This is a genomic window from Cryobacterium sp. 10C3 (assembly GCF_034314285.1).
In the GTDB taxonomy this organism is placed as follows: domain Bacteria; phylum Actinomycetota; class Actinomycetes; order Actinomycetales; family Microbacteriaceae; genus Cryobacterium; species Cryobacterium glucosi.
Window position 1 is genome coordinate 3145850 of record NZ_JAVIWF010000002.1, and the last position, 26246, is coordinate 3172095.

Consider the following 26246-nt stretch of genomic DNA (forward strand, 5'->3'; position numbering starts at 1 on the left):
AACCCCGAACCGGCCGAACGATGAACGCCTTCGCCAACAAGCCCTGGCTCGGCTCGTACGCCCCCGGGGTGCCGAACACCATCCCGGCCCCCTCCGACACCCTCGTCGGCATGATCGAGGCCTCCTGCCGGCTCTACGCCGACGCGATCGCGCTCGACTTCTTCGGCGGCACCACGAGCTACACCCAGCTCGGGGAGCAGATCTCGCGCGTTGCGAACGGGCTGATGCGCCTCGGCGTGAAGCCCGGCGACCGGGTCGCTCTCGTGCTGCCCAACTGCCCCCAGCACGTGGTCGCGTTCTACGCCGTGCTGCGCCTCGGCGCGATCGTCGTCGAGCACAACCCGCTCTACACCGAGCGCGAGCTGCGGCACCAGTTCGAAGACCACGGCGCCCGGGTCGCGATCGTCTGGGACAAGGTCTACGCGACCGTGCGCGACTTCCCGGCCGACCTGGGACTCCGCACCGTCGTCGCCGTCGACCTCACGGATGCGATGCCGCTGGTCAAGCGCATCGCCCTGCGGTTGCCGATCAAGCAGGCCCGGTCCTCGCGAGACGCACTCACCGTCTCCGAGCTGCCGAAGGACGCCATCGAGTGGTCCTCCCTCGTGCGCGCCCGCAAGCTCCGCCACAACCACCCGCGACCGGCCCTCGGCGACACCGCGGTTCTGCAGTACACCAGCGGCACGACCGGCACCCCGAAGGGCGCGATCCTCACCCACTCGAACCTGCGGGCCAACGCGCTCCAGGGCGAGGCGTGGGTGCCCGGTCTCACCCCCGGCCAGGAGGTCTTCTACGCCGTCCTGCCGATGTTCCACGCCTACGGCCTCACCCTCTGCCTCACCTTCGCGATGGCGACAGGGGCCCGGCTCGTACTGTTCCCGAAGTTCGATGAGAACCTGCTGCTGGACGCCGCGAAGCACACTCCGCCGACCTTCCTTCCCGCGGTCCCGCCGATCTACGACCGGCTGGTCACCGCTGCCGAGAAACGGAACGTGAGCCTGCGGAGCATCCGCTTCTCGATCTCTGGCGCGATGAGCCTGCCCGTCTCGATCGTCGAACGCTGGGAGTCCGCCACCGGCGGGCTCCTCGTCGAGGGGTACGGCATGACCGAGGCCTCGCCGATCGCCGTCGGAAACCCGATCGGCCCGAGCCGCCGCCCAGGTACCGTTGGAGTGCCGTTCCCGAGCACAGAGATCCGCGTCGTCGACCCGAAGGACCCGTCGATCGACCGCGGTGTCGAGGAAGAGGGCGAGTTGCTCGTCCGCGGCCCGCAGGTCTTCTCCGGTTACTGGGACCAGCCGAGCGAGACCGCCAAGGTGCTCCTCGACGGCGGCTGGCTCCGCACCGGCGACATCGTGCGCGTCTCCGCCGACGGCTTCGTCACCATCGTCGACCGCATCAAGGAACTCATCATCACGGGCGGGTTCAACGTGTCGCCGTCCGAGGTCGAAGCCGCTCTGCTCTCACACCCCGACGTCGCCGACGCCGCCGTCGTGGGCATCGCGAGCAAGAACGGCGGCGAGGACGTCGTCGCCGCGATCGTGCTCACCGACGGCGCCGCGCTCGACGTCGACGCCCTGCGTGAGTACTGCCGCACCCGGCTCTCGGCGTACAAGGTGCCGCGGCGCATCGTCGAGGTCGAGGAGCTCCCCCGCTCGATGATGGGCAAGGTGCTGCGCCGCCAGGTGCGGGACAACCTCATCGCCGCCACCCCCGCCTAACGCCCGCCCCACCCGCCACCCGGCCCGGCCCAACCCGCGAAAGCGGGTGAATCGTCGTTATCCCGCGCTGAGACCGACGATTCACCCGCTTTCGCGACACAAAGCGACACACGGCCGCGCAGTATGCGTGTGCATGGAATAACGACGCGGCGCGCGCGCGTTGAAGAGAGCGGGTCAACGTTGCCCCGGACACCCACACGCTCCAGACGAAAGACGGGCACATGACCCTCATCACCGACACCCTCAGCCGCGCCGCCGACACGACGTCGCCCCTTCTCCCCGCGCTCTCCGGACGATGGAGCCCGCGCGGCTTCGACCCGACCGCGGTCATCGACGAGACGACCCTCACTACGCTTCTCGAGGCCGCCCGCTGGGCCCCGTCCGCGAGCAACATCCAGCCGGCCCGCTTCATCGTCGCGCGCCGCGGCACCGCGAGCTTCGCCAAGGTATACGAGGGCCTGATGGGCTTCAACAAGTCCTGGGCGGATGCCGCGTCCGTGCTCATCGTGAACATCGCGCATCTGCCGATCGACGAGACCCGCGAGAACCCGTGGGCCCGCTACGACCTCGGCCAGGCGGTCGCGCACCTCACCATCCAGGCCCAGGAAGAGGGGCTGTACACCCACCAGCTCGGCGGCATCGACGGCGCGGCGATCGCCGAGGCCTTCGGCCTCACGTCCGACCTCGCCGTCGTCTCGGTGACCGTCCTCGGTGTCCTCGGTGACGTCGACGCCCTCTCCCCCGAGCTCTACGCCCGTGAGATCGCGCCGCGCACCCGCAAGCCCCTCACCGAGCTCCTGCTCGCCAACGACTGACCCACCCCGCTTCCCCGCGAGAGTACGAAAAAGGCCCCTTCACGCGAAGCGAAGGGGCCTTTTTCGTACTCTCGCGGCCAGGAACGCTGCGAGCGGCGGGTTCCGGGCGGGTTAGGGGCGGAGGAGGACCTTGATCGCGCGGCGCTCGTCCATCGCGGCGTACGCCTCGGCGACGTCGGCGAGCGGCAGCTCCAGGTCGAAGACACGGCCCGGGTTGATCGCCCCGGAGAGCACCTCCGGCAGCAGTTCCTCGATGTAGCCGCGCACGGATGCGACACCGCCGTTGATCCCGACATTGCGGCCGAAGAGGGGCTGCATGGCAATCGGGCCACCGGTGGGCACGCCCACGTAACCGACCATTCCGCCGGGTCGGGCCGATGCGACAGCTTGCTCCATCGATTCCTTGGTTCCGACGCACTCGAGCACGAAGTCCGCGCCGATGCCGTCGAACATCTCGTGGATCTTCGCGACGCCCTCGGCGCCACGCTCCTCGACGATGTCAGTCGCGCCGAATTCGCGCGCGACGACCTGCCGCGAGGCGTGCCGGGACATGGCGACGATCCGTGAGGCCCCGAGGCGCTTCGCGGCGAGGATCGCACACAGGCCCACGGCGCCGTCACCCACGACGACGACGGTGCTGCCCGGGGTCACTCCCGCGGAGACCGCGGCGTGGTGCCCGGTGCCCATCACATCTGCGAGGGTCAGCAGGCCCGGGATCTGGGCATCCGTCGGCTGGGACGGTGTCGCGACGAGGGAACCGTCCGCGTGCGGCACGCGGACGCGCTCGCCCTGGGCGCCGTCGGCGAAGCCGCCGAGCCGGTCGTCAGCACCCCACCAGCCGCCGTGCAGGCAGGAGGTGCTCACGCCGTTCCGGCAGTTGATACACGTGTTGTCGCAGTCGTAGAACGGCGCGATGACGAAGTCGCCGACCTTGATCGTGGTGACGTCTGCGCCGATTTCCTCGACAACGCCGACGAATTCGTGGCCGATCCGGTGCGGCTCCTTGGTCGGCTGCACGCCGCGGTACGGCCACAGGTCGGAGCCGCACACGCAGGCTGCGACGACGCGCACGATCGCGTCACCGCCGGTCGAGAGAATCGGGTCGGGTACTTCTTCGAGGCGGATGTCCCGCTCGCCATAGATCACAGTTGCACGCATGCTCCGAGCCTAGTTCCCGACCTCGCCGGCACGCCGTCGCCCAGCCCCCGTTCCGCTGACCGCGAAAGCGGGTGAATCGTCGGTTTCAGGGTGCGAAAACGACGCCTCACCCGCTCTCGCGATGATACGGGCTGCGCTCTAGAGGTCGGCCTCGTCGAGCGGATGCGGCGGCACGGGCACAGCGGGCGCAGGCGCGACCGTGAGGGAGTCGCCATCGGCCGCGAGGTCCACGAGCACGGTGTCACCGTCGCGCACCTTGCCGGAGAGGATCGCGGTCGCGAGCCGGTCGTCGATCTCGGTCTGCATGAGCCGCCGCAGTGGGCGGGCGCCGTACATCGGGTCGTAGCCGCGTTCGGAGAGCCAGGTGCGCGCCCGCGGCGTCACGGCCAGTTCGAGGCGGCGCTCCACGAGGCGCTTCTCGAGCCGGTCGATCATGAGCTCCACGATCTGGCCGAGGTCCTCCATCGAAAGCGACTGGAAGACGACGATGTCGTCGAGCCGGTTCACGAATTCCGGCTTGAAGGTCTGCCGCACGAGCAGCTGCACGGCTTCCTCCTTTTGCTCGGTGCTGAGCGTCGGGTCGATCAGGAACGCCGAGCCGAGGTTCGACGTCAGCACGAGGATGGTGTTGCGGAAGTCGACGGTGCGGCCCTGGCCGTCGGTGAGGCGCCCGTCGTCGAGCACCTGCAGCAGCACGTTGAACACGTCTCGGGTGAGCCTTTTCCACTTCATCCAGCAAGATCACTGAATACAGGCTTCCGTCGCACAGCTTCGGTAAGGTAACCGCCCTGCTTCATAACCCACGTAGCCCGGCGGCGCACCGATCAGGCGGGCCACGGAGTGCTTCTCCATGAACTCGGACATGTCGATACGCACCATCGCCTCTTCGGTCATCGAACAGGAACTCGGCCAGCGCCTTGGCACAGCTCCGTCTTGCCGACACCGGTAGGGCCGAGAAACAGGAACGAGCCGCTCGGCCGGTCCGGGTCGGAGATGCCGGCCCGGCTGCGGCGCACCGCGTCTGCGACCGCGCGCACGGCGCGCTTCTGGCCGATCAGCCGGTGCGCGAGCTCGCCCTCGAGGTTGAGCAGCTTCTCGGTCTCGCCCTGGAGCAGGCGACCGACGGGAATACCCGTCCACATCGCGACGACGGCGGCGATGTCCTCCGCGGTGACCTGGTCGTTGACCATCCGCGGTCCGTCGGACTCTGCCTGCTCGGCGGCGGCGAGTTCGCGTTCCATCACGGGGATGTCGCCGTAGAGCAGCCGGGAGGCGCGTTCGAGGTTGCCCTCGCGCTGGGCCCGCTCCGATTCACTCCGCGCGGTGTCGAGTCGGGTCTTGAGCTCGCCGACCCGGTTGAGCGAGGCGCGTTCCTTGTCCCACCGGGCCTGCAGTCCCTTCAGGGTGTCCTCACGTTCGAGCAGGTCGGCCCGCAGCTTCTCGAGCCTCTGGCGGGAGGCGTCGTCCTTCTCCTTCTTGAGGGCCAGCTCCTCGAGCTTGAGCCGGTCGACGCTGCGACGCAGCTCGTCGATCTCGACGGGGGCGGAGTCGATTTCCATCCGAATGCCGGCTGGCCGCTTCGTCGATCAAGTCGATGGCCTTGTCCGGCAGCTGCCGGGCGGTGATGTACCGGTTCGAGAGGGACGCGGCCGCGACGAGAGCGGCATCCGCGATCGACACCTTGTGGTGCGCCTCGTAGCGCTCCTTGAGGCCGCGCAGGATCGCGACCGTGTCCTCCACGCTCGGCTCGTCGACGAGCACCGGCTGGAAGCGCCGCTCGAGGGCGGCGTCCTTCTCGATGAACTCGCGGTATTCGTTGAGCGTCGTCGCTCCGATCAGGCGCAGTTCGCCGCGGGCGAGCATCGGCTTGAGCATGTTGGATGCCGCGACAGAGCCCTCCCCGCCGCCCGCACCCATCAGGGTGTGCAGTTCGTCGACGAAGGTGATGATCTGACCCTCGGCGTCGTTGATCTCCTTGAGCACGGCCTTCAGCCGCTCCTCGAACTCGCCGCGGTACTTCGCCCCGGCCACGAGGGCGGCGAGGTCGAGCGCCACGAGCTGCTTGCCCTTGAGCGAGTCGGCCACGTCGCCGGCCACGATCCGCTGGGCGAGACCCTCGACAACGGCGGTCTTCCCGACACCGGGTTCGCCGATCAGCACCGGGTTGTTCTTGGTGCGGCGGGTGAGCACCTGGCTCACGCGGCGAATCTCGGCGTCCCGCCCGATCACGGGGTCGAGCTTGCCGCTCTTCGCGATCTCGGTGAGGTTCACGCCGTACTTCTCGAGCGCAGACTTCGCCTCTTCCTGGGGCGGCTGCTGGCCTGCTTGCATGGGAAGTTCCTCTCTCTCGTGCGACAGCCCGCCGACAAACAAAGCTGAGTCGCGTCGACTCAAGTTTAGAGGCTGGCGACGCTCGGCGCCAGCACTCGCGTCCGGCGGTACCGGTGCCATAATGACCGCAAACGGCGGCAGGCGACAGCGCCGCCGAGACACGCCTTCGATGATGAGGAGCCCCGATGACCTTCCATCCCCTCGACCCACTGACGGCCGATGAGTTCACCGCGGCCGCAGCCATCGTCGGCCGCGAGCGCGGTGTCGGACCGGGCTGGCGCTTCGCCTCGATCGAACTCGTCGAGCCGGGCCGGCACGCCAGGTCCGCCTTCGATCGTGCCGGTGCGGTGCCCGAGCGCCTCGCCCGGCTCGTCGTGCTGAACCGGGCCGAGAACAGCACCTGGGTGGCGGTCGTCTCCCTCAGCGCAGACGCCCTGCTCGACTGGACCACGGTGCCGGGCGTGCAGGCCAACTTCACGGTCGACGAGTGGGACGAAGCGGATGCGGCTCTCCGCGCGCACCCGGACGTCGTCGCCGCCCTCGCCCGCCGGGACATCACCGATCTCGACAACGTCTTCATCGACACCTGGACCTACGGTGACGCCGTCATCCCTGAGCGATTCCGGGGCAGGAGGATCGGCTGGTCCGACGTCTGGGTGCGCGCGGAGGCGGGCGCCAACCCCTATGCCGGACCGGTGAGCGGACTGCACTTCGTGATCGACGTCAACACGATGGAACTCCTCGACGTCGAGGACTCGTTCGCGGTCGACCGCCCGGCCGTGATGGGCGAATACGTGCCGCATCTCATCCCTCCTCGCATCCGCGACCTGAGCCGGCGGCCTCCGCTGAGGCCGCTCGACATCGTGCAGGCAGAGGGGCCGAGCTTCACCGTCACGGGCCACCGGGTCGAGTGGCAGAACTGGTCGCTCCGGGTCGGCTTCAACTACCGGGAGGGCATGACGCTGCACGAAGTGAGCTACCGGGACGGCGAGCGCGTCCGCCCGATCGCCAACCGGCTCTCCTTCGCCGAAATGGTCGTGCCCTACCGGGATCCGAGCGTCGATCATTTCCGTCGCACGGCTTTCGATATCGGCGAGTGGGGCCTGGGCTTCATGACGACCTCACTCGAACTGGGCTGCGATTGCCTCGGCGAGATCCGCTACCTCGACGCCGTGCTGCACAACAGCGCCGGCGAACCGTACTCGATTCCCAACGCCATCTGCATCCACGAAGAGGACAACGCCGTGCTCTGGAAGCACGTCGACCACGGTGGCGGATCGGAGGTACGGCGGATGCGTCGCCTCGTCGTCTCCTTCCACGTCACCGTCGCGAACTACGAATACCTCGTCTACTGGCGCTTCTACCAGGACGGCAATATGGAGTGCGAGGTGCGCGCGACCGGGATCATGGTCGTCACGAGCCTCGACGCGGGCCAGCCGCATCCGAACGGCACCCTTGTGGACACCCGCACATACGCCCCCTTCCACCAGCACTTCATCGTCGCCCGGATGGACCTCGACATCGACGGGACCGAGAACACGGTGTTCCGCTCCGAGACGCGCGTCGAGCCGATCGACGAAGCGAATCCGCTCGGGCTCGCCCTCACCCAGCGGAACACGCCGATCGAGACCGAGGGCTTCGACGACTATGACTGGGCCACCCAGCGCAGCTGGAAGGTCGTGAACGAGGCGACGTTGAACGGGCTCGGCACCCCGGTGTCGTACAAGCTCGTTCCGGGCGGCGCCATCCCCTCGTTCTTCGACCCCTCCTCGCCGGTGTTCCAGCGCGCCCAGGTGATCGGGCACACGGTGTGGGTCACCCCCGGAGACGAGACGCAGCGCTGGCCCTGCGGCGAGTTCGTCAACCAGAGCGCGGTCGACCACGGCCTGCCCGAGTGGACCCGCGCCGGGCGGCCGGTGCGGAACACCGACATCGTGCTCTGGTACGTCTTCGGCATCCACCACATCACCCGCCCCGAGGAGTGGCCCGTCATGCCGGCCGACACCGTGTCATTCTGGCTCAAGCCGGTCGGCTTCTTCGACCGCAACCCCTCCCTCGACGTGCAGCCGGGTGCCGCAGGACACGCGCACGGACATGAGCATCACGACCAGCACTGACCAGCGTTGAGCAGCACCGAGCAGCACCGAGCAGCACCGAGCAGCACCGGCCACGAAGCGCACAGACCAGCCCCACCGACATTTCACCGAGAACCCAGGGAGATCCAGCGTGACCAGGACAGCGAACTACGTCGTCGCCTACGAAGCGACCGATCGCGGCAATGATGCCATCGAACTCGGGGTCGCCCTCGCCCGGCTGACCGGAGCCGAGCTGCGGCTGTGCCTCGTGCTGCCGCACTCCACTATCGCGCCCTCCCGGCTGCGCGCCTCCGGCTCCGACTTCGAGGCACTCCTCGAACAGCAGGGCCTCGAGTGGCTCGCCGGCGCCGCGGCGAGAGTGCCGGCCGACGTCGTGGCCACGACGCACCTGATCTGGGCGGATGCGACCTCCGACGGGCTGCTGAGGGCCGTCACGGAATTCGACTCCGACCGGATCGTCGTCGGAGCCTCACGCCACGGCATCCGCGGTCGCTACACGATCGGCAGTGTCGCAAACGCCCTCCTGCACGCCTCGCCCGTACCCGTCGCCCTCGCGCCGCACGGGTACCTCGCCCCGGCGCAGATCTCCCGGATCACCTGCGCGATCGGAACCCGGCCCGGCTGGTCGACTCTCCTCGATTCGTTGCTGGCGTTCACGGAGGGTCTCAGCGTTGACGTGCGCTTCCTCACCCTCGTCGAGGTCGACTCCCGGCGCGCCCAGCACGGCGAGTCGACGCCCGCTGTCGAGGCGGCCCGGACCGCGGAGAGCACGGCGCATCTCGAATCGGTGCTCGAGTATTACTCGACGCGATCGTCTGCTCCGGGCGCCATCACGACCGAGGTCGCCGTCGGCGAGAACGTGGAGTCCGCGGTGGAGGCCATCGAGTGGCGAACGGACGAAGTCGCCTTCGTCGGTTCGAGCCGCCTCGCCCAGCCGACCACGATCTTCCTCGGCATCACCGCCCACCGGATGCTCAACGCCCTTCCGGTGCCGCTCGTCGTCGTCCCCACCGGCGCCGCCGACCGCCTCGCCCGCTGAGCGGCAGCGGAGGCCGCCGCCGCCTCCGCTGCCGGCCACACCGTGGGAGAATGGGGTTCGACCTTCTAAGGAACCCTCTTCCCCCTTATGGCTCACTCTCTCAGCTCACACGAGATCGCCCTCCTCGTCGGAAGCCAGGCCTTTTCGCGCGGTGAACGTTATGCGCGCAACGGCCACGTCCTGTCCGAAGTCTGGGACGACTCGGGCACCAGGCTCATCGGAAAGGTCCGGGGCACTGGACGCACGCCGTACACGGTGACCATCTCGTTCATCCTGAATCCCGCCGGTGTCGCGGTGCGCGCGACCGGGCTCTGCACCTGCCCGATGCGGAGCAACTGCAAGCATGTCGCCGCCCTGCTCGTCACGAGCCGGAACGGCGGGAATCCGGGCTCGATCGAGGCCGACGAGGCCGACGTCGACCGCTTCCGCAGGCGGTCCGCGCCGCCGGCCCTGTATGCAGTCCAGTCCCCCGCAGCAGCATCCGCAGCGCCCGCCCCGACCGTCCCGCGCTGGCGCAGCGCGCTCGGCGGCCTGCCCACACCCGGAGAGACGGCCGCGCGGACAGGGACGGAACTCGCGTTGCAGTTCCAGGTGCTCGCCCCGGTCAACTCCCGGTTCCAGTCCGGTGGACGGCACCTCGCCGCCCGGCCGATGCTGCTCGGCAAGCAGGGCCGCTGGATCCGCGGCGCCCTGACCTGGGACAACATCGCCCAGACCGCGGGCACCGCCCAGCGCGCCCAACGGCGGGTGCTCTCCGCGCTCTACGCCCTGCACCTCGCCGGACGCCCGTACTACGGCTCGGCGACGCAGTGGATCCAGCTCGACGACTTCCCGGACCGGGCGCTCTGGGGCCTGCTCGAGGAGGCGACGGCCGCCGGCATCCCGCTCATCTCCACCTCGGGCGCCCAGGATCCCGTGCGCATCGCCGATCGTCCGGCATCACTCGAGCTCGACATCCGCCGCACCCCCGGCGGCCTCGCGCTCACCCCCACCGTCGTACTCGACGAGCACCGGTTGCCCGGCGGCCGGTTCGGTTTCACGGGCGACCCGGCGCACGGCATCTACACCTGGCAGGATGCCCCCGCCGGGGACCCGACCGGAGGCAGGCTCACCCTCGCGCCGCTCGCTGTCGAGGTCAGCAGGGAGCTGCGGAACCTCGCCGCCACCGGCCAGTCCATCGACGTGCCCACCGCCGACGAGCCCGACTTCCTCGCCGAGTTCTACCCGTACCTCCGCGACCGTGCGCGCGTCACGAGCCGCGACGACTCGTTCGAGCTGCCCGAAAGCCCGCGCCCCGCGCTCACGCTCACGATCAGCCACCAGGCGGATGCGCGCATCGCTCTGAACTGGGCGTGGCGCTACCAGGCGGGCCCGGCCGCCACCAGCACCGGCACCAGCACCGAAACCCCAGCAGGGGAATACGACCTCGAACTGCGGCCGGCTCCGGGAGAGCACCGCTACCGGGACTCCGCCGCCGAGGCACGGATCCTCCGCTCCGTCGACGAACTGCTCGCACCCCTCACCGAGCTCGCCCCGCGGCGCGGCGGGGTGCCCCGGCTGTCCGGGCACTCCGAACTCACCGGCGCCGGCATGATCGACTTCCTCGAGGGGGTCGTGCCGCGGCTCGAAGTACTCCCCGACGTCGTCGTCGTGCAGAGCGGCGTCGTGGTCGACTACCGGGCGGCGGACACCGCCCCGGTGATCAGCGTCGGCACGAGCGAGCGCCTCGACGACCGGGACTGGTTCAATCTCGCGGTGTCCGTCTCGATCGACGGAGAGGACGTGCCCTTCGACGTGCTGTTCCGGGCCCTCGCGACCGGCCAGGACATCCTCATCCTGCCGAGCGGCACGTACTTCAGCCTCGACCGGCCCGAACTGCATACCCTGCGCCGCCTGATCGAGGAAGCCCGCAGCCTGCAGGAACCATCCGCGACCTCCCTCGGCATCAGCCCCTTCCAGGCCGACCTCTGGGAGGAACTGCAGGAACTCGGCGTCGTGACAAGCCAGGCCGCCGGCTGGCGCGACATCGTCGCCGGGCTCACCGACGTGGAACGGGTACCGACGCTCCCGCTGCCGGACGGCGTGCACGCGACACTCCGCAGTTACCAGCAGTCCGGCTTCGAATGGCTCGGCTTCCTTCACGACCACCGGCTCGGCGGGATCCTGGCTGACGACATGGGGCTCGGTAAGACCCTGCAGGCGATCGCCCTGATCAGCCGCGCGGTGGCCGGACGCGACAGCGACGCACCCGCGCACCCGTTCCTCGTCGTCGCTCCCACGAGCGTCGTCTCGAACTGGGCTGCGGAGTGCGCGAGATTCGCGCCGGGCCTGCGCGTCGCATCCGTCACGGAGACCTCGCGCAAACGGGCGACGGGCATCGCAGCCCTCCATGCCGATGCGGATGTCGTGATCACCTCGTACACGCTGTTCCGCCTCGACTTCGACGAGTACAACGCGGTGCCGTGGGCCGGTCTCCTGCTCGACGAGGCCCAGTTCGTGAAGAACCGCGCATCCAGGGCCTACCAATGCGCCCGGCGCCTCGACACACCGTTCAAGCTCGCGATCACCGGCACCCCGCTCGAGAACAATCTGATGGAGTTCTGGTCGCTGCTGTCGATCACTGCGCCCGGCCTGTTCCCGAGCCCCACCCGCTTCGCGGACTACTACCAGAAGCCCATCGAACGGGATGCGAACGACGAACGGCTCGCCCAGCTGCGCCGCCGCATCCGCCCGTTCATGCTGCGCCGCACCAAGGAGGAGGTCGCCGGTGACCTGCCGAGCAAGCAGGAGCAGGTGCTCGAGCTCACCCTGAACCCCCGGCACCGGGCCGTCTACGACACCCATCTGGCCCGGGAACGGCAGAAGGTGCTCGGCCTGATCGAGAACCTGAACGCGAACCGTTTCGAGATCTTCCGCTCCCTCACGATGCTCCGCCAGCTCAGCCTCGACGCGGGCCTCTACGACGCCAAGTACGACGGGATCCCCTCCACCAAGCTCGACGCGCTCCTCGAACTGCTCGAGGACATCGTCGCCGGCGGGCACCGCACCCTCATTTTCAGCCAGTTCACCCAGTACCTCGGCCGGGCCCGCAACCGGCTCGAAGCCGCCGGCATCAGCTACTCCTACCTCGACGGCAAGACCCGCAACCGGGCTGCGGTGATCGACGAGTTCAAGACCGGTACCAATTCGGTGTTCCTGATCAGCCTCAAGGCCGGAGGCTTCGGGCTCAACCTGACCGAGGCCGACTACGCCATCCTGCTCGACCCCTGGTGGAACCCCGCGACCGAGGCGCAGGCCGTCGACCGGATGCACCGGATCGGCCAGACCAAGAATGTGTTCGTCTACCGGCTCGTCGCGAAGAACACGATCGAGGAGAAGGTCATGGCGCTCAAGGCCACCAAGGCACGCCTCTTCGACAGCGTGCTCTCCGCCGACGGCGCCAGGGGAACCGCGCTCACGGCCGCGGACATCCGCGAACTGCTCGCCTGACCGCCATCAGGCTGTGAGCTCTCTCAGCAGGAAGGGCCGGTAACCGGGCAGAACTGTCTTGCAACCCAGCGCACAAACCTATAATTTGGATGAAGTCTGCCCTCCCGGGCTTTTGGCCGTCTGCAGAGGTGAGTGAAATGTCCTACATTCTTGACCAGGTCGACCACCGGGTCCGACGCGTTCTCACGCCCGCCCGCCGCCTGTGGCTGGAAACCCCCGCACCCTCGTGATCGGCTTCATCGCCATCCACGTCGTTTTCCTCCTGGCCCTCCTGCCCGCGATCCTGACCGGCAATGTCCTCGGCGACCTGCCCCTCTACCGCACGTGGGCCCAGCAGGGCCTCGTGCACCACGTCTGGATGGGCATCAACGTCGAGTGGGTCTACCCGATCGGCGCCCTGTTCCCGATCGTGTTCGCCGGCCTCGGCGGTCCGCTGTTGTACCAGCTGATGTGGTTCCTGATGACGGCCGCGCTGAACGCCCTGGCCGTCATGGTGCTCACGGATGCCGGCCGCAAGATCAGCGGCTACCGTTCCGCCTGGTTCTTCCTCGTGATCAGCTTCGTCCTGAGCCCCGTCGGCCTGCTCCGGCTCGAGGGCCTCACCGCCCCGCTCGTGATCATGGGTCTTGTCCTGCTCGCCCGTCGCCCGATCGTGGCCACAGCACTGCTCACCATCGCCACCTGGGTGAAGGTCTGGCCGGCGGCCGTCGTTGTCGCCGTCGTTGTCGCGTCCCGGCGTCGCATCACGGTGATCCTCACGGGCATCGCGGTCACGGCCGGCGTCGTCGGCACTGTCTTCGCTCTCGGCGGACTCAAGTACATCACCGGCTTCGTCACGATGCAGTCCGACCGGGCTATGCAGCTCGAAGCGCCGATCACGACCCCCTGGGTCTGGCTCGCCGCCCTCGGCCACCCGAACACGTTCATCTACCAGAACTACGCGATCGCCACCCGCGAGGTCAGCGGACCCGGCACAACGCTCGTCGCCTCCCTGATGAATCCGCTGATGTTCATCGCCATGGGGGCGATCGTCACGCTCATGCTGGTCGCGTTGCGCCGTCACCACGACGTCTCGCAGCTCCTGCTCGTCGGGTCGCTCGCGCTCGTCGGCGCCTTCATCATCTTCAACAAGGTCGGGTCCCCTCAGTACATGCTGTGGCTCGCGCCCGTCGTCATCGTCGGAGTCAGCCACAGCTGGCACGCCTGGCGCGCGCCGGCGTACATGATGGTCGCCATCGGCGTTCTGACCACGCTGATCTTCCCGGTGTTCTACATGCCCCTCGTCAACGGCGACCTGTCGGCGCTCGTGCTGCTGACGGCGCGCAACGGCCTCCTGATCGTGATGTTCGGCTGGTCTCTCGTCACGCTGTGGCGCATGGTCGTGGCTCCCGTCACCTCGCCCGCACTGCTCTCCCGCCGCCTGGCCGCGAGCAACTCGCGTAGCGTCGCCGCCTGACCCGGCGTCAACCCGCGCAGTCTCCACCCGGCCAGAGCCGGGCGTAGCCCTGCCGTGCGTCGCTGGCGTTCGGGCACGGTCCGGGCCGCCTGGGCGATTCCCGGTTGGGTCCCCGGCCGGGGGACAATGGAGTAGTGACTTCACCAACGACCTTCGCCCTTATCCGCCACGGCCAGACCGACTGGAATGCCGCCATGCGGATCCAGGGTCTGTCGGACATCCCGCTGAACGACACCGGGCGCGCGCAGGCCGCCGAGGCGGTCGGCCACCTGGCGGACTACGACTGGGACTTCATTGTTTCCTCGACCCTGTCCCGGGCCGCGGAAACCGCCGACCTCATTGCGGACGGCCTCGGCCTCACGGTGACCCGCCGCATCCCGGAGATCGTGGAACGCAACTACGGTCCCGCAGAGGGCCTGAGCGCCGGCCCTGAGCTCGACGCCCTGCGCATCGATGGCGGTCCGACCGGCAACGGCGGCTTCATCGGCGCGGAGTCCGAAGCGGATGTCGCCGCGCGCGGCCTCGAGGCCTTGCGTGAGCTCGCCGTGGCGCACCCCGGGGCCCGGATCATCGTCGTCTCCCACGGCACGCTGATCCGCCTGACCCTGATGAAGGCCCTCGGCGAGTTCGTCGGCACAATCACCAACGCGGCCCTGAACGTCGCCAGCCTGGACGACACCGACTGGTCGCTCCAGGTACTCAACGGCGAGGTCCTGACGGCAACAGACGACCTCGACAACGACCTGGACGCACTCGACGCCGTCCCCGCCCGCTGACCCCTGACCGCTCCCGCTGACCTCCGCGGGTTGCGCGCCAGTTGCGCCGTTACGCGCCACGCGTGCCTGGGGCATAGCGGCGCTGGTGTCGCGCGGGGCCAGTGCAGGGCGGGGCCAGTGCAGGGCGGGGCCAGTGCAGGGCGGGCCGGCCGGCCGGCTGGCTGTCTGGCTGTCTGGCTGTCTGGCTGGCTGGCTGGCTGGCTGGCTGGCTGGCTGGCTGGTGGTTGCGGTGTGTGGGTTAAGCAGAAAAGCCACCCCGTGGGGTGGCTTTTCTGGTGTTTCTAAGTTAAGTCCGGCGGTGTCCTACTCTCCCACAGGGTCCCCCTGCAGTACCATCGGCGCTGAGAGTCTTAGCTTCCGGGTTCGGAATGTGACCGGGCGTTTCCCTCTCGCTATAGCCGCCGAAACATCTTTCGATGGATCGATTCTATATTTTTCAGTTATAGACCCCGGGTGTTATGCCGGGGTTGTTCTCGACCGTACGTCGAGAACCACATAGTGGACGCTTGCAGCTTATTCAAACTGGTGTGTTATCAAATTATTGGCTTATTAGTACCGGTCAGCTCCAAGGGTCTTTAGTCCCCTCTTCCACATCCGGCCTATCAACGCAGTAGTCTAGCTGCGAGCCTCTCCCCCGAAGGGATGGAAATCTCATCTCGAAGCCGGCTTCCCGCTTAGATGCTTTCAGCGGTTATCCTGTCTCCGAACGTAGCTAATCAGCGGTGCTCCTGGCGGAACAACTGACACACCAGAGGTTCGTCCATCCCGGTCCTCTCGTACTAGGGAGTAGACCTTCTCAAATCTCCTGCGTCGCACGGCAGATAGGGACCGAACTGTCTCACGACGTTCTAAACCCAGCTCGCGTACCACTATAAATGGCGAACAGCCATACCCTTGGGACCTACTCCAGCCCCAGGGATGTGATGAGCCGACATCGAGGTGCCAAACCTGCCGTCGATATGGACTCTTGGGCAAGATCAGCCTGTTATCCCCGAGGTACCTTTTATCCGTTGAGCGACAGCGCTTCCACAAGCCACTGCCGGATCACTAGTCCCGACTTTCGTCCCTGCTCGACTTGTCAGTCTCACAGTCAAGCTCCCTTGTGCACTTACACTCGACACCTGATTGCCAACCAGGTTGAGGGAACCTTTGGGCGCCTCCGTTACTTTTTAGGAGGCAACCGCCCCAGTTAAACTACCCACCAGGCACTGTCCCTGAACCGGATCACGGTTCGAAGTTAGATATCCAATATGACCAGAGTGGTATTTCAACGTTGACTCCACCTGAACTAGCGTCCAAGCTTCAAAGCCTCCCACCTATCCTACACAAGCAACATTCAAAGACCAGTGCAAAGCTATAGTAAAGGTTCACGGGGTCTTTCCGTCCTGTCTGCGCGTAACGAGCATCTTTACTCGTAATGCAATTTCGCCGAGTTCGCGGTTGAGACAGCTGGGACAGTCGTTACGCCATTCGTGCAGGTCGGAACTTACCCGACAAGGAATTTCGCTACCTTAGGATGGTTATAGTTACCACCGCCGTTTACTGGGGCTTAAATTCTCAGCTTCGCCTTGCGGCTAACCGTTCCTCTTAACCTTCCAGCACCGGGCAGGCGTCAGTCCGTATACATCGTCTTGCGACTTGGCACGGACCTGTGTTTTTAGTAAACAGTCGCTTCCCACTGGTCTCTGCGGCCTTCGAACGCTCCAGGAGTAAATCCCTTCACGCCTCCGGCCCCCCTTCTCCCGAAGTTACGGTGCCATTTTGCCTAGTTACTTCACCACGAGTTCTCTCGATCTCCTTAGTATTCTCTACCTGATCACCTGAGTCGGTTTGGGGTACGGGTGACTAAAACCTCGCGTCGATGCTTTTCTTGGCAGCATAGGATCACTGATTTCGCCCTTACGGGCTACCCATCGGGTCTCAGCCTTATATGAGAGACGGATTTGCCTATCTCTCGGCCTACATCCTTAGACCGGGACAACCATCGCCCGGCTCAGCTACCTTCCTGCGTCACACCTGTTAATACGCTAACCGCACCAGCATAGGGTCGCACGCTAGGCCTCACGCTTCACCCCGAAGGGATCCATCTAGAGGATTCAGATGCTTAGCATTACTGGATTAGCTTGGACGGTTTTTCGCCAGTACAGGAATATTAAACTGTTTTCCATCGACTACGCCTGTCGGCCTCGCCTTAGGTCCCGACTTACCCAGGGCGGATTAGCCTGGCCCTGGAAACCTTGATCTTTCGGAGGACGGGTTTCTCACCCGTCTTTCGCTACTCATGCCTGCATTCTCACTCGTGTAGCCTCCACGGCTGGTTTACACCGCCGCTTCGCTGGCCACACGACGCTCTCCTACCCATCAACACGGCTGAACCAACACAACAAGTGTGCGGCTTACCAAAAATATCAATGCCACAACTTCGGTGGCGTGCTTGAGCCCCGTTACATTGTCGGCGCGGAATCACTTGACTAGTGAGCTATTACGCTTTCTTTAAAGGGTGGCTGCTTCTAAGCCAACCTCCTGGTTGTCTGTGCAACTCCACATCCTTTCCCACTTAGCACGCGCTTTGGGACCTTAGTTGGTGGTCTGGGTTGTTTCCCTCTCGACGATGAAGCTTATCCCCCACCGTCTCACTGCTGCGCTCTCACTTACCGGCATTCGGAGTTTGGCTGACGTCAGTAAGCTTTTAGGCCCCATCGGCCATCCAGTAGCTCTACCTCCGGCAAGAAACACGCAACGCTGCACCTAAATGCATTTCGGAGAGAACCAGCTATCACGAAGTTTGATTGGCCTTTCACCCCTATCCACAGCTCATCCCCTCCATTTTCAACTGAAGTGGGTTCGGTCCTCCACGACGTCTTACCGTCGCTTCAACCTGGCCATGGATAGATCACTTCGCTTCGGGTCTAGGACATGCGACTGAATCGCCCTATTAAGACTCGCTTTCGCTACGCATTCCCCTCTCGGTTAAGCTCGCCACATATCACTAACTCGCAGGCTCATTCTTCAAAAGGCACGCTGTCACCAGAATCAGACTGGCTCCAACGGTTTGTAAGCAAACGGTTTCAGGTACTATTTCACTCCCCTCCCGGGGTACTTTTCACCTTTCCCTCACGGTACTTGTTCACTATCGGTCATGTAGGAGTATTTAGGCTTATCAGGTGGTCCTGACAGATTCACACGGGATTTCTCGGGCCCCGTGCTACTTGGGATACTCTTCGGGCGATTACTGCATTTCGACTACGGGGTTCGCACCCTCTATGACCAGGCTTTCAATCCTGTTCGTCTATACAACGCTCTAACCCTCACTGTTCGGCAGAATCAGCAGAAAAGTCCCGCAACCCCGACCATGCAACGCCTGCCGGCTATCACACATGATCGGTTTAGCCTCATCCGGGTTCGCTCGCCACTACTAAGGAATCACTATTGTTTTCTCTTCCTGTGGGTACTGAGATGTTTCACTTCCCCACGTTCCCTCTACCCGCCCTATATATTCAGGCGGGAGTCACCAGGTCACCTTACGGGCCTGGCGGGGTTTCCCCATTCGGACATCCTCGGATCACAGTTCGTTTATCAACTCCCCGAGGCTTATCGCAGATTACTACGTCCTTCTTCGGCTCTACATGCCAAGGCATTCACCGTTTGCTCTTAGAAATTTGAAATCACATGAGTTTGAATCGATTAAGAATCGTAAAACTTTCGTCTCACGATCGAAATTGACCAATGATCTATAAATAGATCTTTGTAATTTGCAGTCCGAAGACTGTCAAATTTAAGATGCTCGCGTCCACTGTGTAGTTCTCAAAGTACGGGCGGTACCCTCACCTGCCCACGATTGATGTGAACAGGAAAAGGTCCAGAGGAACAGTCCAACCAGGCAAAACCCAGTTGTTCCGGTCCCTCAGGACCCAACAGCGTGCATATATGTTTCCTTCATAACCGGACCTTTCCAACGAGGCACCGCAAGCGGTACCAGGCGTACTGGATCCAGAGATGATCTCTGCATATCAATGTCAATGTTCCACCCATGAGCGCCATCGAAGAACATTCGTCTTCGTATGGCTTGGCAGTGTTACTCCGCTGTATACAGACGGCACTGCTGTGCTCCTTAGAAAGGAGGTGATCCAGCCGCACCTTCCGGTACGGCTACCTTGTTACGACTTAGTCCTAATCACCGATCCCACCTTCGACAGCTCCTTCCCGTGAGGGTTAGGCCACCGGCTTCGGGTGTTACCGACTTTCATGACTTGACGGGCGGTGTGTACAAGGCCCGGGAACGTATTCACCGCGACAATCTGATTCGCGATTACTAGCGATTCCGACCTCACGCAGGTCGAGTTGCAGACCTCAATCCGAACTGAGACCGGCTTTTTGGGATTCGCTCCACCTTGCGGTATTGCAGCCCTTTGTACCGGCCATTGTAGCATGCGTGAAGCCCAAGACATAAGGGGCATGATGATTTGACGTCATCCCCACCTTCCTCCGGATTGTCACCGGCAGTCTCCATAGAGTGCCCGCCATTACGCGCTGGTAACTAAGGACGAGGGTTGCGCTCGTTGCGGGACTTAACCCAACATCTCACGACACGAGCTGACGACAGCCATGCAGCACCCTGTATAGAGACCTTGCGGGGCGACTGTTTCCAGCCGTTTCCTCTATATGTCAAGGCCTGGTAAGGTTCTTCGCGTTGCTTCGAATTAATCCGCATGCTCCGCCGCTTGTGCGGGCCCCCGTCAATTCATTTGAGTTTTAACCTTGCGGCCGTACTCCCCAGGCGGACAACTTAATGCGTTAGCTGCGCCACTAAGAGCGTGGAATGGCTCCCAACAGCTAGTTGACATCGTTTACGGCGTGGACTACCAGGGTATCTAATCCTGTTTGCTCCCACGCTTTCGCACCTCAGCGTCAGTTACGGCCCAGAGATCTGCCTTCGCCATTGGTGTTCCTCCTGATATCTGCGCATTCCACCGCTACACCAGGAATTCCAATCTCCCCTACCGCACTCTAGTCTGCCCGTACCCACTGCAGGCCCGAGGTTGAGCCTCGGGTTTTCACAGCAGACGCGACAAACCGCCTACGAGCTCTTTACGCCCAATAATTCCGGACAACGCTTGCACCCTACGTATTACCGCGGCTGCTGGCACGGAGTTAGCCGGTGCTTTTTCTGCAGGTACCGTCACTTTCGCTTCTTCCCTACTAAAAGAGGTTTACAACCCGAAGGCCGTCGTCCCTCCACGCGGCGTTGCTGCATCAGGCTTTCGCCCATTGTCCAATATTCCCCACTGCTGCCTCCCGTAGGAGTCTGGACCGTGTCTCAGTCCCAGTGTGGCCGGTCACCCTCTCAGGCCGGCTACCCGTCGTCGCCTTGGTGAGCCATTACCTCACCAACTAGCTGATAGGCCGCGAGCTCATCCCTGACCAAAATTCTTTCCACCCCCAGAGATGCCTCCAAGGGTCGTATCCGGTATTAGACGTCGTTTCCAACGCTTATCCCAGAGTCAAGGGCAGATTGCTCACGTGTTACTCACCCGTTCGCCACTAATCCGAAGAGCAAGCTCTCCATCATCGTTCGACTTGCATGTGTTAAGCACGCCGCCAGCGTTCGTCCTGAGCCAGGATCAAACTCTCCGTAAATGTTTGATTGACTAACCAAGCAAGCCTGGCGTCACATCTAGTGTGCCGAGCCGCCGGAATGGGCGAACACGACACAAGTTTGAAACTGACAGAACAAATCATTACTGACTTGCTTTGTTGTTATAAATGTTTTCCAAAGGAATCTCCTGGCCCTTCACCGCTAGAAACGGATCCAAACCACGAGGTTTTTGGCATTTGACATTGTGCACGCTGTTGAGTTCTCAAGGATCGGACACCTCGGCTTCAGGCCCTTGCAGGCTGTCGCTCCGAGGCAATTCCTTATTCTTCTTTCGTGTCGTTTCGCTCGGTTCCCCGCTAAGGGAATCTGGTGAAACGCCATCAATCTCGATCAGCGAATTTACGCGTTGATCGGCATTGGAAGTGGTCCCGCTTGAGGCCGGTAAGCGCTTCGGCTTTCCGAACCTGTGGGGTGACTTAGATGACTTTACGGTGAACCGTGGGGGGCCGCAACTCCCGGTCACATCCCGGGCGTGTCGGACAGATTGCACCTCTGTTTCGGGAAGGTTTCGCGCCCCGGAAGGCCTCCCGAAACCCTGCGGCTGCCTACCGTCGCACCGAGACCGTGACCGTGAACTTGGCGTTCCGGCCGACCTGATGCGTCGGCCCGACCAGGCGGGTGAGCGCCGGCCGGTAGCCGAGGTGTGTGTTCCACACCGTCCAGAGCTCACCGCCGGGCCGGAGCACCCGCGCGGCGTCAGCGAAGAGCTTGAGCGCGATGCCGGCATGCACGGAGGATCCGATGTGGAACGGCGGATTCAACAGGATCAACTCACTGGAAGCATCCGCCTGGGATCCGAGCGCATCGTCACGCACGACCGTGACCCGATCGGCGACCCCGTTGGCGATCATGGTGGCCCCGGCGGATGCGACGGCGGCGGCCGACTGGTCGCTCGCGATCATCGTGAGTCCGGTTCGGCGTAGCGCGAGCGCGGCCGCGAGCACGCCCGTGCCACAGCCGAGGTCGATCGCGCGGACGGCATCCGGTTTCATACGGTCAAGGAATTCGAGCAGGTACCGGGTTCCGATGTCGATCGTGGTGCCGGCGAACGCGGCGCCGTGCGCGCACACGGTCAGACCCAGGTCGTCATGCCTGCTGACGTGCGGCCAGGCCTGGCTCGCCTGTTCCGTCGCCCGGAGGGGACCGGAGGCACGCAAGACCCGGGACTTCTGCCGGGCCGGGGAGACGTGGAGCCGCTCGAAGTGCCGTGCGAGGACCTCGTTCATGGCCGGGGTCATGTGCTTGAGCCGCCCGCCGGCGACAACGACGACCGCGGGATCGGCGTACCGGGCGATCGCCTCGACGATCTCGTCGAGGGCAGCGAGGCTGCGGGGCAGCTGGAGGAGGACAAGGGTTGCGCCGGACAGGAGCTCGTGGCCCAGTGGGAACGAGCGGTAGCGGTCGGTGAGGCCGAACTCGTCGGCATTCCGGGCCAGGGCTGCCTCGCCCGAGAGCGCGTCCTGGTGCACGCGGATTCCGGTGGCCCCGAAGAGCGCAGCCGCGCCGAGGGTGAGGGCGCCATACCGGTCCTCGACGACAACGAGCCGTTCGGCGGGAAGGCTCTCTGCCGCCTCGTCGAGGATCAGACGGTCGCTCGCGTCGACGGCAAAAAGGTTGGAGGCCTCGACGTCGGGGAAACGCCGGAGCGCGGCGAAGTCGAACGCAGTGGGGTCGAACGCAGTGGGGTCGGGCGCCACGGGATCAGCGGCCGTCAAGCGGGCGCCAGATGACCACCTGGTTCGCGCGGCGGGTTCTGGTGCCCGCGCGCATCGAGATGACCTCACCGGCCGAGCCGGCCGCGAAGACGCGGCGACCCGACCGGTTCAGCAGTTCATCGGCGAGGGCCGCTTCGAGTTCGCGCAAACGCGATTCGAGGCGGCGCACGTGGTCCTCGAGCGCGATGATCCTCCGGATGCCCTCGAGGCTCACGCCTTCGGCACCCAGCTCCGCGATTTCGCGCAGTTTCACCACATCACGCATCGAATACCGGCGAGACCGGCCCGGGGTGCGGTCCGGACTCACCAGTCCCAGGCGATCGTACTGTCGCAGCGTCTGCGGGTGCATGCCCGCAAGCTCTGCGGCCGTCGAAATGACGAACACCCGGGAGTTCTCGTCCACCGTCAGTCTCTCGCTCTCGCCAGCAGTTCGTCGCGCGGGTTCTCGTCGGGAAGGGCCGCCGCGAAAGCAGCGAGCTTCTCCTCGGCGTCCTTCGACAGGTGCGACGGCACCGCGACCTGGACCTCGGCGAGCAAGTCGCCGGTGCCCTTCGGAGTCACAACGCCGCGTCCCTTGACCCGCAGGACCCGCCCGCTCGGCGTGCCGGGGGCGATGCGCAGTTTGACCGGCGCTCCACCCAGGGTCGGCACTTCGATCGTCGCGCCGAGAGCTGCCTCGACGAACGTCACGGGCACGTGCAGCCTCAGGTTCAGGCCGTCACGCTCGAAGACGGGGTGCTTGCGCACCGTCACGGTGAGGACGATGTCACCGGCCTCGCCGCCGTCCGGGCTGTGCTGGCCCTGGCCGCGGAGCTTGATCTTCTGCCCGTCGGCGACGCCGGCGGGAATCCTGACCTTGATGGCCCGGCCATCCTGCGTCTGCAGGGTGATCTGGTCGCCGTGGGTCGCGGTGATGAAGTCGACGGTCGTGGATGCGATCACGTCCCGCCCGCGGGTCGGTCCGCCGTAACCGCGGAACCCTCCCGTGGACGTTCCGAAACCGCCGCCGCCGGCGCCGCCCCGGCCGAACATGCCGCCGAGCAGGTCGTCAAACCCGCCCTGCTGCTGGTAGGAGTAGCCCTGTTGCCGGGCACCCCCACCGAACATGCCGCCGAAGACGTCGTCGAAGCCGCCACCCTGCTGGGCGCCTCCGCCACCGGGGGCGGTGAAGCGTGCTCCACCGCCCATGGCCCGCACAGCGTCGTATTCCTTCCGCTGTGCGGGGTCGCCGATCACCGAGTGCGCCTCGCTGATTTCCTTGAACTTCGCTTCGGCCGCAGGATTGCCCGGATTGGAGTCCGGGTGATACTTGCGGGCGAGCTTGCGATAGGCCTTCTTGAGGTCGGCCGGCGTCACGTCTTTCGAGACGCCGAGGACCTTGTAAAAGTCTTTGTCGAACCAGTCCTGGCTAGCCATCGCTCGGTACCTGGACTACGACCTTGGCAACACGCAGCAGCGTCGAGCCCAGGAAATAGCCGGTCTCGACCACCTCGCCGACCGTGTCGACCGTCACATCGGGCGTGGGCATCTGGAAGATGGCCTCATGCACGGTGGGGTCGAACGGTTCGCCGACTGTGCCGAACGGCTTCACGCCGAGGCGCTCCACGCTCGTGCGCAGTTTGGCTGCGATGGTGCTGAATGCGGTGTCTGCGACGAGGTCGCCGTGCTTCTCGGCACGGTCCAGGTCGTCGAGCACCGGGATCAGGCCCTTGACGACGTCCACGGTCACGCGCTCACGCTCGATCTCGCGGTTCGCCTCGGTGCGCTTGCGATAGTTCGCGTACTCGGCGGTGACCCGCTTGAGGTCGGCGAGATGTTCACTCGTCGGCTCTGCGACCTCGCGCGTGGCGGCGTCCAGGATGTCCTGGACCGTCAGCTCGTCTTCCTCGATGCCCTCAGCGGATGCAGCGGCCTCGGATTCGGCGGACGCCTCGGCTGCCGCAGATTCCTCCGCGGCGACCGGCTCCACCTCTTCGTCGGACGGCCCGTTGACCGGACCCTTGTCCTTGGCCATTACTTCTTGGTTTCTTCCTCGTCGTCGACAACCTCGGCGTCAACCACGTCTTCGTCGGACTTGCCCGCGTCAGCGGTCGGTTCGCCGGATTCGGTGGGGGCGTCGCGGCATCCGCCTGGCTCGACTTGTAGATGGCCTCGCCGATCTTGCCCTGGCTCTCGTTGAGCTTGTCGAACGCGGTCTTGACCGCGGCCTCGTCGTCTCCGGCGAGCGCAGACTTGAGCGCGTCGACGTCGGCCTGGACCTCGGTCTTGACCTCGGCCGGGAGCTTCTCGTCGTTTTCCTTGAGGAGCTTCTCGATCGAGTACGCGAGCTGCTCGGCGGTGTTGCGGGTCTCGGCGGTTTCGCGACGACGCTTGTCTTCTGCGGCGTGCTCTTCGCCCTCGCGCACCATGCGCTCGATGTCTTCCTTCGCGAGCGAGGAACCGCCCGTGATAGTCATGGACTGCTCCTTGCCGGTGCCCTTGTCCTTGGCGGACACGTGCACGATGCCGTTGGCGTCGAGGTCGAAGGTGACCTCGACCTGCGGGATGCCGCGCGGGGCCGGTGCGATACCGGTCAGCTCGAAGGTGCCGAGGTTCTTGTTGTCGCGGGTGAACTCGCGCTCGCCCTGGAAGACCTGGATCGCGACGGACGGCTGGTTGTCGTCTGCCGTGGTGAAGGTCTCGCTGCGCTTGGTCGGGATGGCCGTGTTGCGCTCGATGAGGCGCGTCATGATGCCGCCCTTGGTCTCGATGCCGAGGCTCAGCGGGGTGACGTCGATCAGGAGGACGTCCTTGCGCTCGCCCTTCAGCACACCGGCCTGGAGTGCGGCGCCGACGGCGACGACCTCGTCCGGGTTGACGCCCTTGTTCGGGTCCTTGCCGCCGGTCTCGCTCTTGACGAGCTCGTAGACGGCGGGCATACGCGTCGAACCACCGACGAGCACGACGTGGGCGATGTCGCCCACCTTGACGCCGGCTTCACGGATGACGTCCTGGAACGGCTTCTTGGTGCGGTCGAGGAGGTCTTCGGTCATCTTCTCGAACTGGGCGCGGGTCAGCGTCTCGTCGAGGTTGGCCGGGCCATTCTCGGTCAGGGAGAGGTACGGCAGCTGGATGCTCGTGGACATGCTGCTGGAGAGTTCCTTCTTGGCCTGCTCCGCGGCTTCCTTGAGGCGCTGCTTGGCGATCTTGTCCTTGGAGACGTCGACGCCGGTGGTTTCCTTGAACTTCTTGATCAGGTAGTCGACGATGCGCTGGTCCCAGTCGTCGCCGCCGAGGCGGTTGTCACCGGCGGTCGAACGCACCTGGATGGTCGAGAAGTCGTCGTCCTTGCCCACCTCGAGGAGGGAGACGTCGAAGGTTTGCCGTCGCCGAGGTCGAAGACCAGGATGAGCTCGTCTTCCTTGCCCTTGTCCAGGCCGTAAGCGAGTGCTGCTGCGGTCGGCTCGTTGATGATGCGGAGCACGTTGAGGCCCGAGATCTCTCCGGCCTCCTTCGTGGCCTGGCGCTCGGCGTCGTTGAAGTACGCGGGGACGGTGATGACGGCATCCGTCACCTTGTCGCCGAGGTACTGCTCGGCGTCGCGCTTCAGCTTGGCGAGGATGCGGGCGGAGATCTCCTGCGGGGTGTACTTCTTGTCGTCGATGCCGACGGTCCAGTCGGTGCCCATGTGGCGCTTGACGGAAGAAATGGTGCGGTCGACGTTGGTGACAGCCTGGCGCTTGGCGGTCTCACCGACGAGAACCTCGCCGTCCTTGGTGAATGCGACGACGGACGGGGTGGTGCGGAAGCCTTCGGCGTTCGCGATGACGGTGGGTTCTCCACCCTCGAGGACGGCCACCACCGAGTTGGTGGTTCCGAGGTCGATGCCTACTGCACGGGCCATGTGTGCGTTCTCCTTCAAAGTGTGAGCTCAACGGGACAATCGGTATGATCGACCAGAGTTGAGCGGTATTGACTCAAGTGTGGCACCGCCCGAAATCGGAGTCAAGCCAGC

Annotated in this window: 14 protein-coding genes, 3 rRNA genes and 2 pseudogenes; 7 read left to right on the top strand and 12 right to left on the bottom strand. The window is 65.0% G+C overall.

The window, feature by feature from the left end; genetic code table 11:
• The first annotated feature begins 20 nt into the window (after nucleotides 1-20).
• Entirely contained in the window at nucleotides 21-1721 is a 1701-nt protein-coding gene (locus tag RGU41_RS15860) for a long-chain-fatty-acid--CoA ligase (protein ID WP_322136826.1), read from the top strand.
• Between the two features lie 221 nt (nucleotides 1722-1942).
• Nucleotides 1943-2536 (top strand): nitroreductase family protein, encoded by a 594-nt coding sequence (locus RGU41_RS15865; protein WP_134446166.1) that lies wholly within the window; start codon nucleotides 1943-1945, stop codon nucleotides 2534-2536.
• Between the two features lie 111 nt (nucleotides 2537-2647).
• Here RGU41_RS15865 and RGU41_RS15870 read toward each other — a convergent pair whose 3' ends face one another.
• The 4 genes and pseudogenes from RGU41_RS15870 to RGU41_RS15885 form a co-directional block, all read right to left on the bottom strand.
• Nucleotides 2648-3694, bottom strand: a complete 1047-nt coding sequence (locus RGU41_RS15870) for a zinc-dependent alcohol dehydrogenase family protein (protein ID WP_134446165.1) — start codon at nucleotides 3692-3694, stop codon at nucleotides 2648-2650.
• Between the two features lie 138 nt (nucleotides 3695-3832).
• Nucleotides 3833-4159 carry a hypothetical protein gene (locus RGU41_RS15875; protein WP_322137375.1) on the bottom strand — a complete coding sequence of 109 codons (327 nt, stop codon included), beginning with the start codon at nucleotides 4157-4159 and terminating at the stop codon, nucleotides 3833-3835.
• An 81-nt stretch (nucleotides 4160-4240) separates the two neighbouring features.
• Nucleotides 4241-4588 (bottom strand): annotated as a pseudogene (locus tag RGU41_RS15880) (AAA family ATPase); the annotation flags it as partial.
• A 516-nt stretch (nucleotides 4589-5104) separates the two neighbouring features.
• Nucleotides 5105-6025: an AAA family ATPase gene (locus RGU41_RS15885; protein ID WP_322136827.1), complete on the bottom strand. Its 921-nt coding sequence runs from the start codon at nucleotides 6023-6025 to the stop codon at nucleotides 5105-5107.
• A gap of 185 nt (nucleotides 6026-6210) precedes the next feature.
• Here RGU41_RS15885 and RGU41_RS15890 point away from each other — a divergent pair, with 185 nt between their 5' ends.
• The 5 genes from RGU41_RS15890 (at nucleotide 6211) to RGU41_RS15910 (ending at nucleotide 14881) form a co-directional block, all read left to right on the top strand.
• The gene (locus RGU41_RS15890) at nucleotides 6211-8142 is read left to right on the top strand and encodes a primary-amine oxidase (RefSeq protein WP_322136828.1); all 1932 of its coding nucleotides are present in this window, start codon (nucleotides 6211-6213) and stop codon (nucleotides 8140-8142) included.
• Nucleotides 8143-8251: 109 nt separating this feature from the next.
• Nucleotides 8252-9160 (top strand): universal stress protein, encoded by a 909-nt coding sequence (locus RGU41_RS15895; protein ID WP_322136829.1) that lies wholly within the window; start codon nucleotides 8252-8254, stop codon nucleotides 9158-9160.
• Nucleotides 9161-9247: 87 nt separating this feature from the next.
• A complete protein-coding gene (locus RGU41_RS15900) occupies nucleotides 9248-12649 on the top strand; it encodes a DEAD/DEAH box helicase (RefSeq protein ID WP_322136830.1) in 3402 nt (1133 codons plus the stop codon).
• A gap of 202 nt (nucleotides 12650-12851) precedes the next feature.
• On the top strand, nucleotides 12852-14105 hold the full coding sequence (locus tag RGU41_RS15905) for a glycosyltransferase 87 family protein (protein WP_322136831.1): 1254 nt from the start codon (nucleotides 12852-12854) through the stop codon (nucleotides 14103-14105).
• Nucleotides 14106-14239: 134 nt separating this feature from the next.
• The gene (locus RGU41_RS15910; RefSeq protein ID WP_277870862.1) at nucleotides 14240-14881 is read left to right on the top strand and encodes a histidine phosphatase family protein; all 642 of its coding nucleotides are present in this window, start codon (nucleotides 14240-14242) and stop codon (nucleotides 14879-14881) included.
• Between the two features lie 290 nt (nucleotides 14882-15171).
• Here the strand turns inward: RGU41_RS15910 and rrf are convergent.
• The 8 genes and pseudogenes from rrf to dnaK all read right to left on the bottom strand — a co-directional run bounded on the left by rrf (nucleotide 15172) and on the right by dnaK (nucleotide 26135).
• Nucleotides 15172-15287: ribosomal RNA gene (gene rrf, locus RGU41_RS15915) — 5S ribosomal RNA — on the bottom strand.
• A 123-nt stretch (nucleotides 15288-15410) separates the two neighbouring features.
• Nucleotides 15411-18546, bottom strand: a 23S ribosomal RNA gene (locus RGU41_RS15920).
• Between the two features lie 450 nt (nucleotides 18547-18996).
• Nucleotides 18997-20518, bottom strand: a 16S ribosomal RNA gene (locus tag RGU41_RS15925).
• Together the 16S, 23S and 5S rRNA genes form the textbook arrangement of a ribosomal RNA operon.
• A 564-nt stretch (nucleotides 20519-21082) precedes the next feature.
• Entirely contained in the window at nucleotides 21083-22234 is a 1152-nt protein-coding gene (locus RGU41_RS15930; protein ID WP_322136832.1) for a class I SAM-dependent methyltransferase, read from the bottom strand.
• A 4-nt stretch (nucleotides 22235-22238) separates the two neighbouring features.
• On the bottom strand, nucleotides 22239-22655 hold the full coding sequence (locus tag RGU41_RS15935) for a heat shock protein transcriptional repressor HspR (RefSeq protein ID WP_134448372.1): 417 nt from the start codon (nucleotides 22653-22655) through the stop codon (nucleotides 22239-22241).
• Nucleotides 22656-22657: 2 nt separating this feature from the next.
• Nucleotides 22658-23668, bottom strand: a complete 1011-nt coding sequence (locus RGU41_RS15940; RefSeq protein ID WP_134448374.1) for a DnaJ C-terminal domain-containing protein — start codon at nucleotides 23666-23668, stop codon at nucleotides 22658-22660.
• The gene (locus RGU41_RS15945; RefSeq protein WP_134448375.1) at nucleotides 23661-24266 is read right to left on the bottom strand and encodes a nucleotide exchange factor GrpE; all 606 of its coding nucleotides are present in this window, start codon (nucleotides 24264-24266) and stop codon (nucleotides 23661-23663) included. Before RGU41_RS15945 ends, RGU41_RS15940 begins: the two co-directional genes overlap by 8 nt.
• Nucleotides 24266-26135 (bottom strand): annotated as a pseudogene (gene dnaK / locus RGU41_RS15950) (molecular chaperone DnaK). The gene RGU41_RS15945 and the pseudogene dnaK overlap by 1 nt, the downstream one beginning before the upstream one ends.
• Nucleotides 26136-26246: the final 111 nt, after the last annotated feature.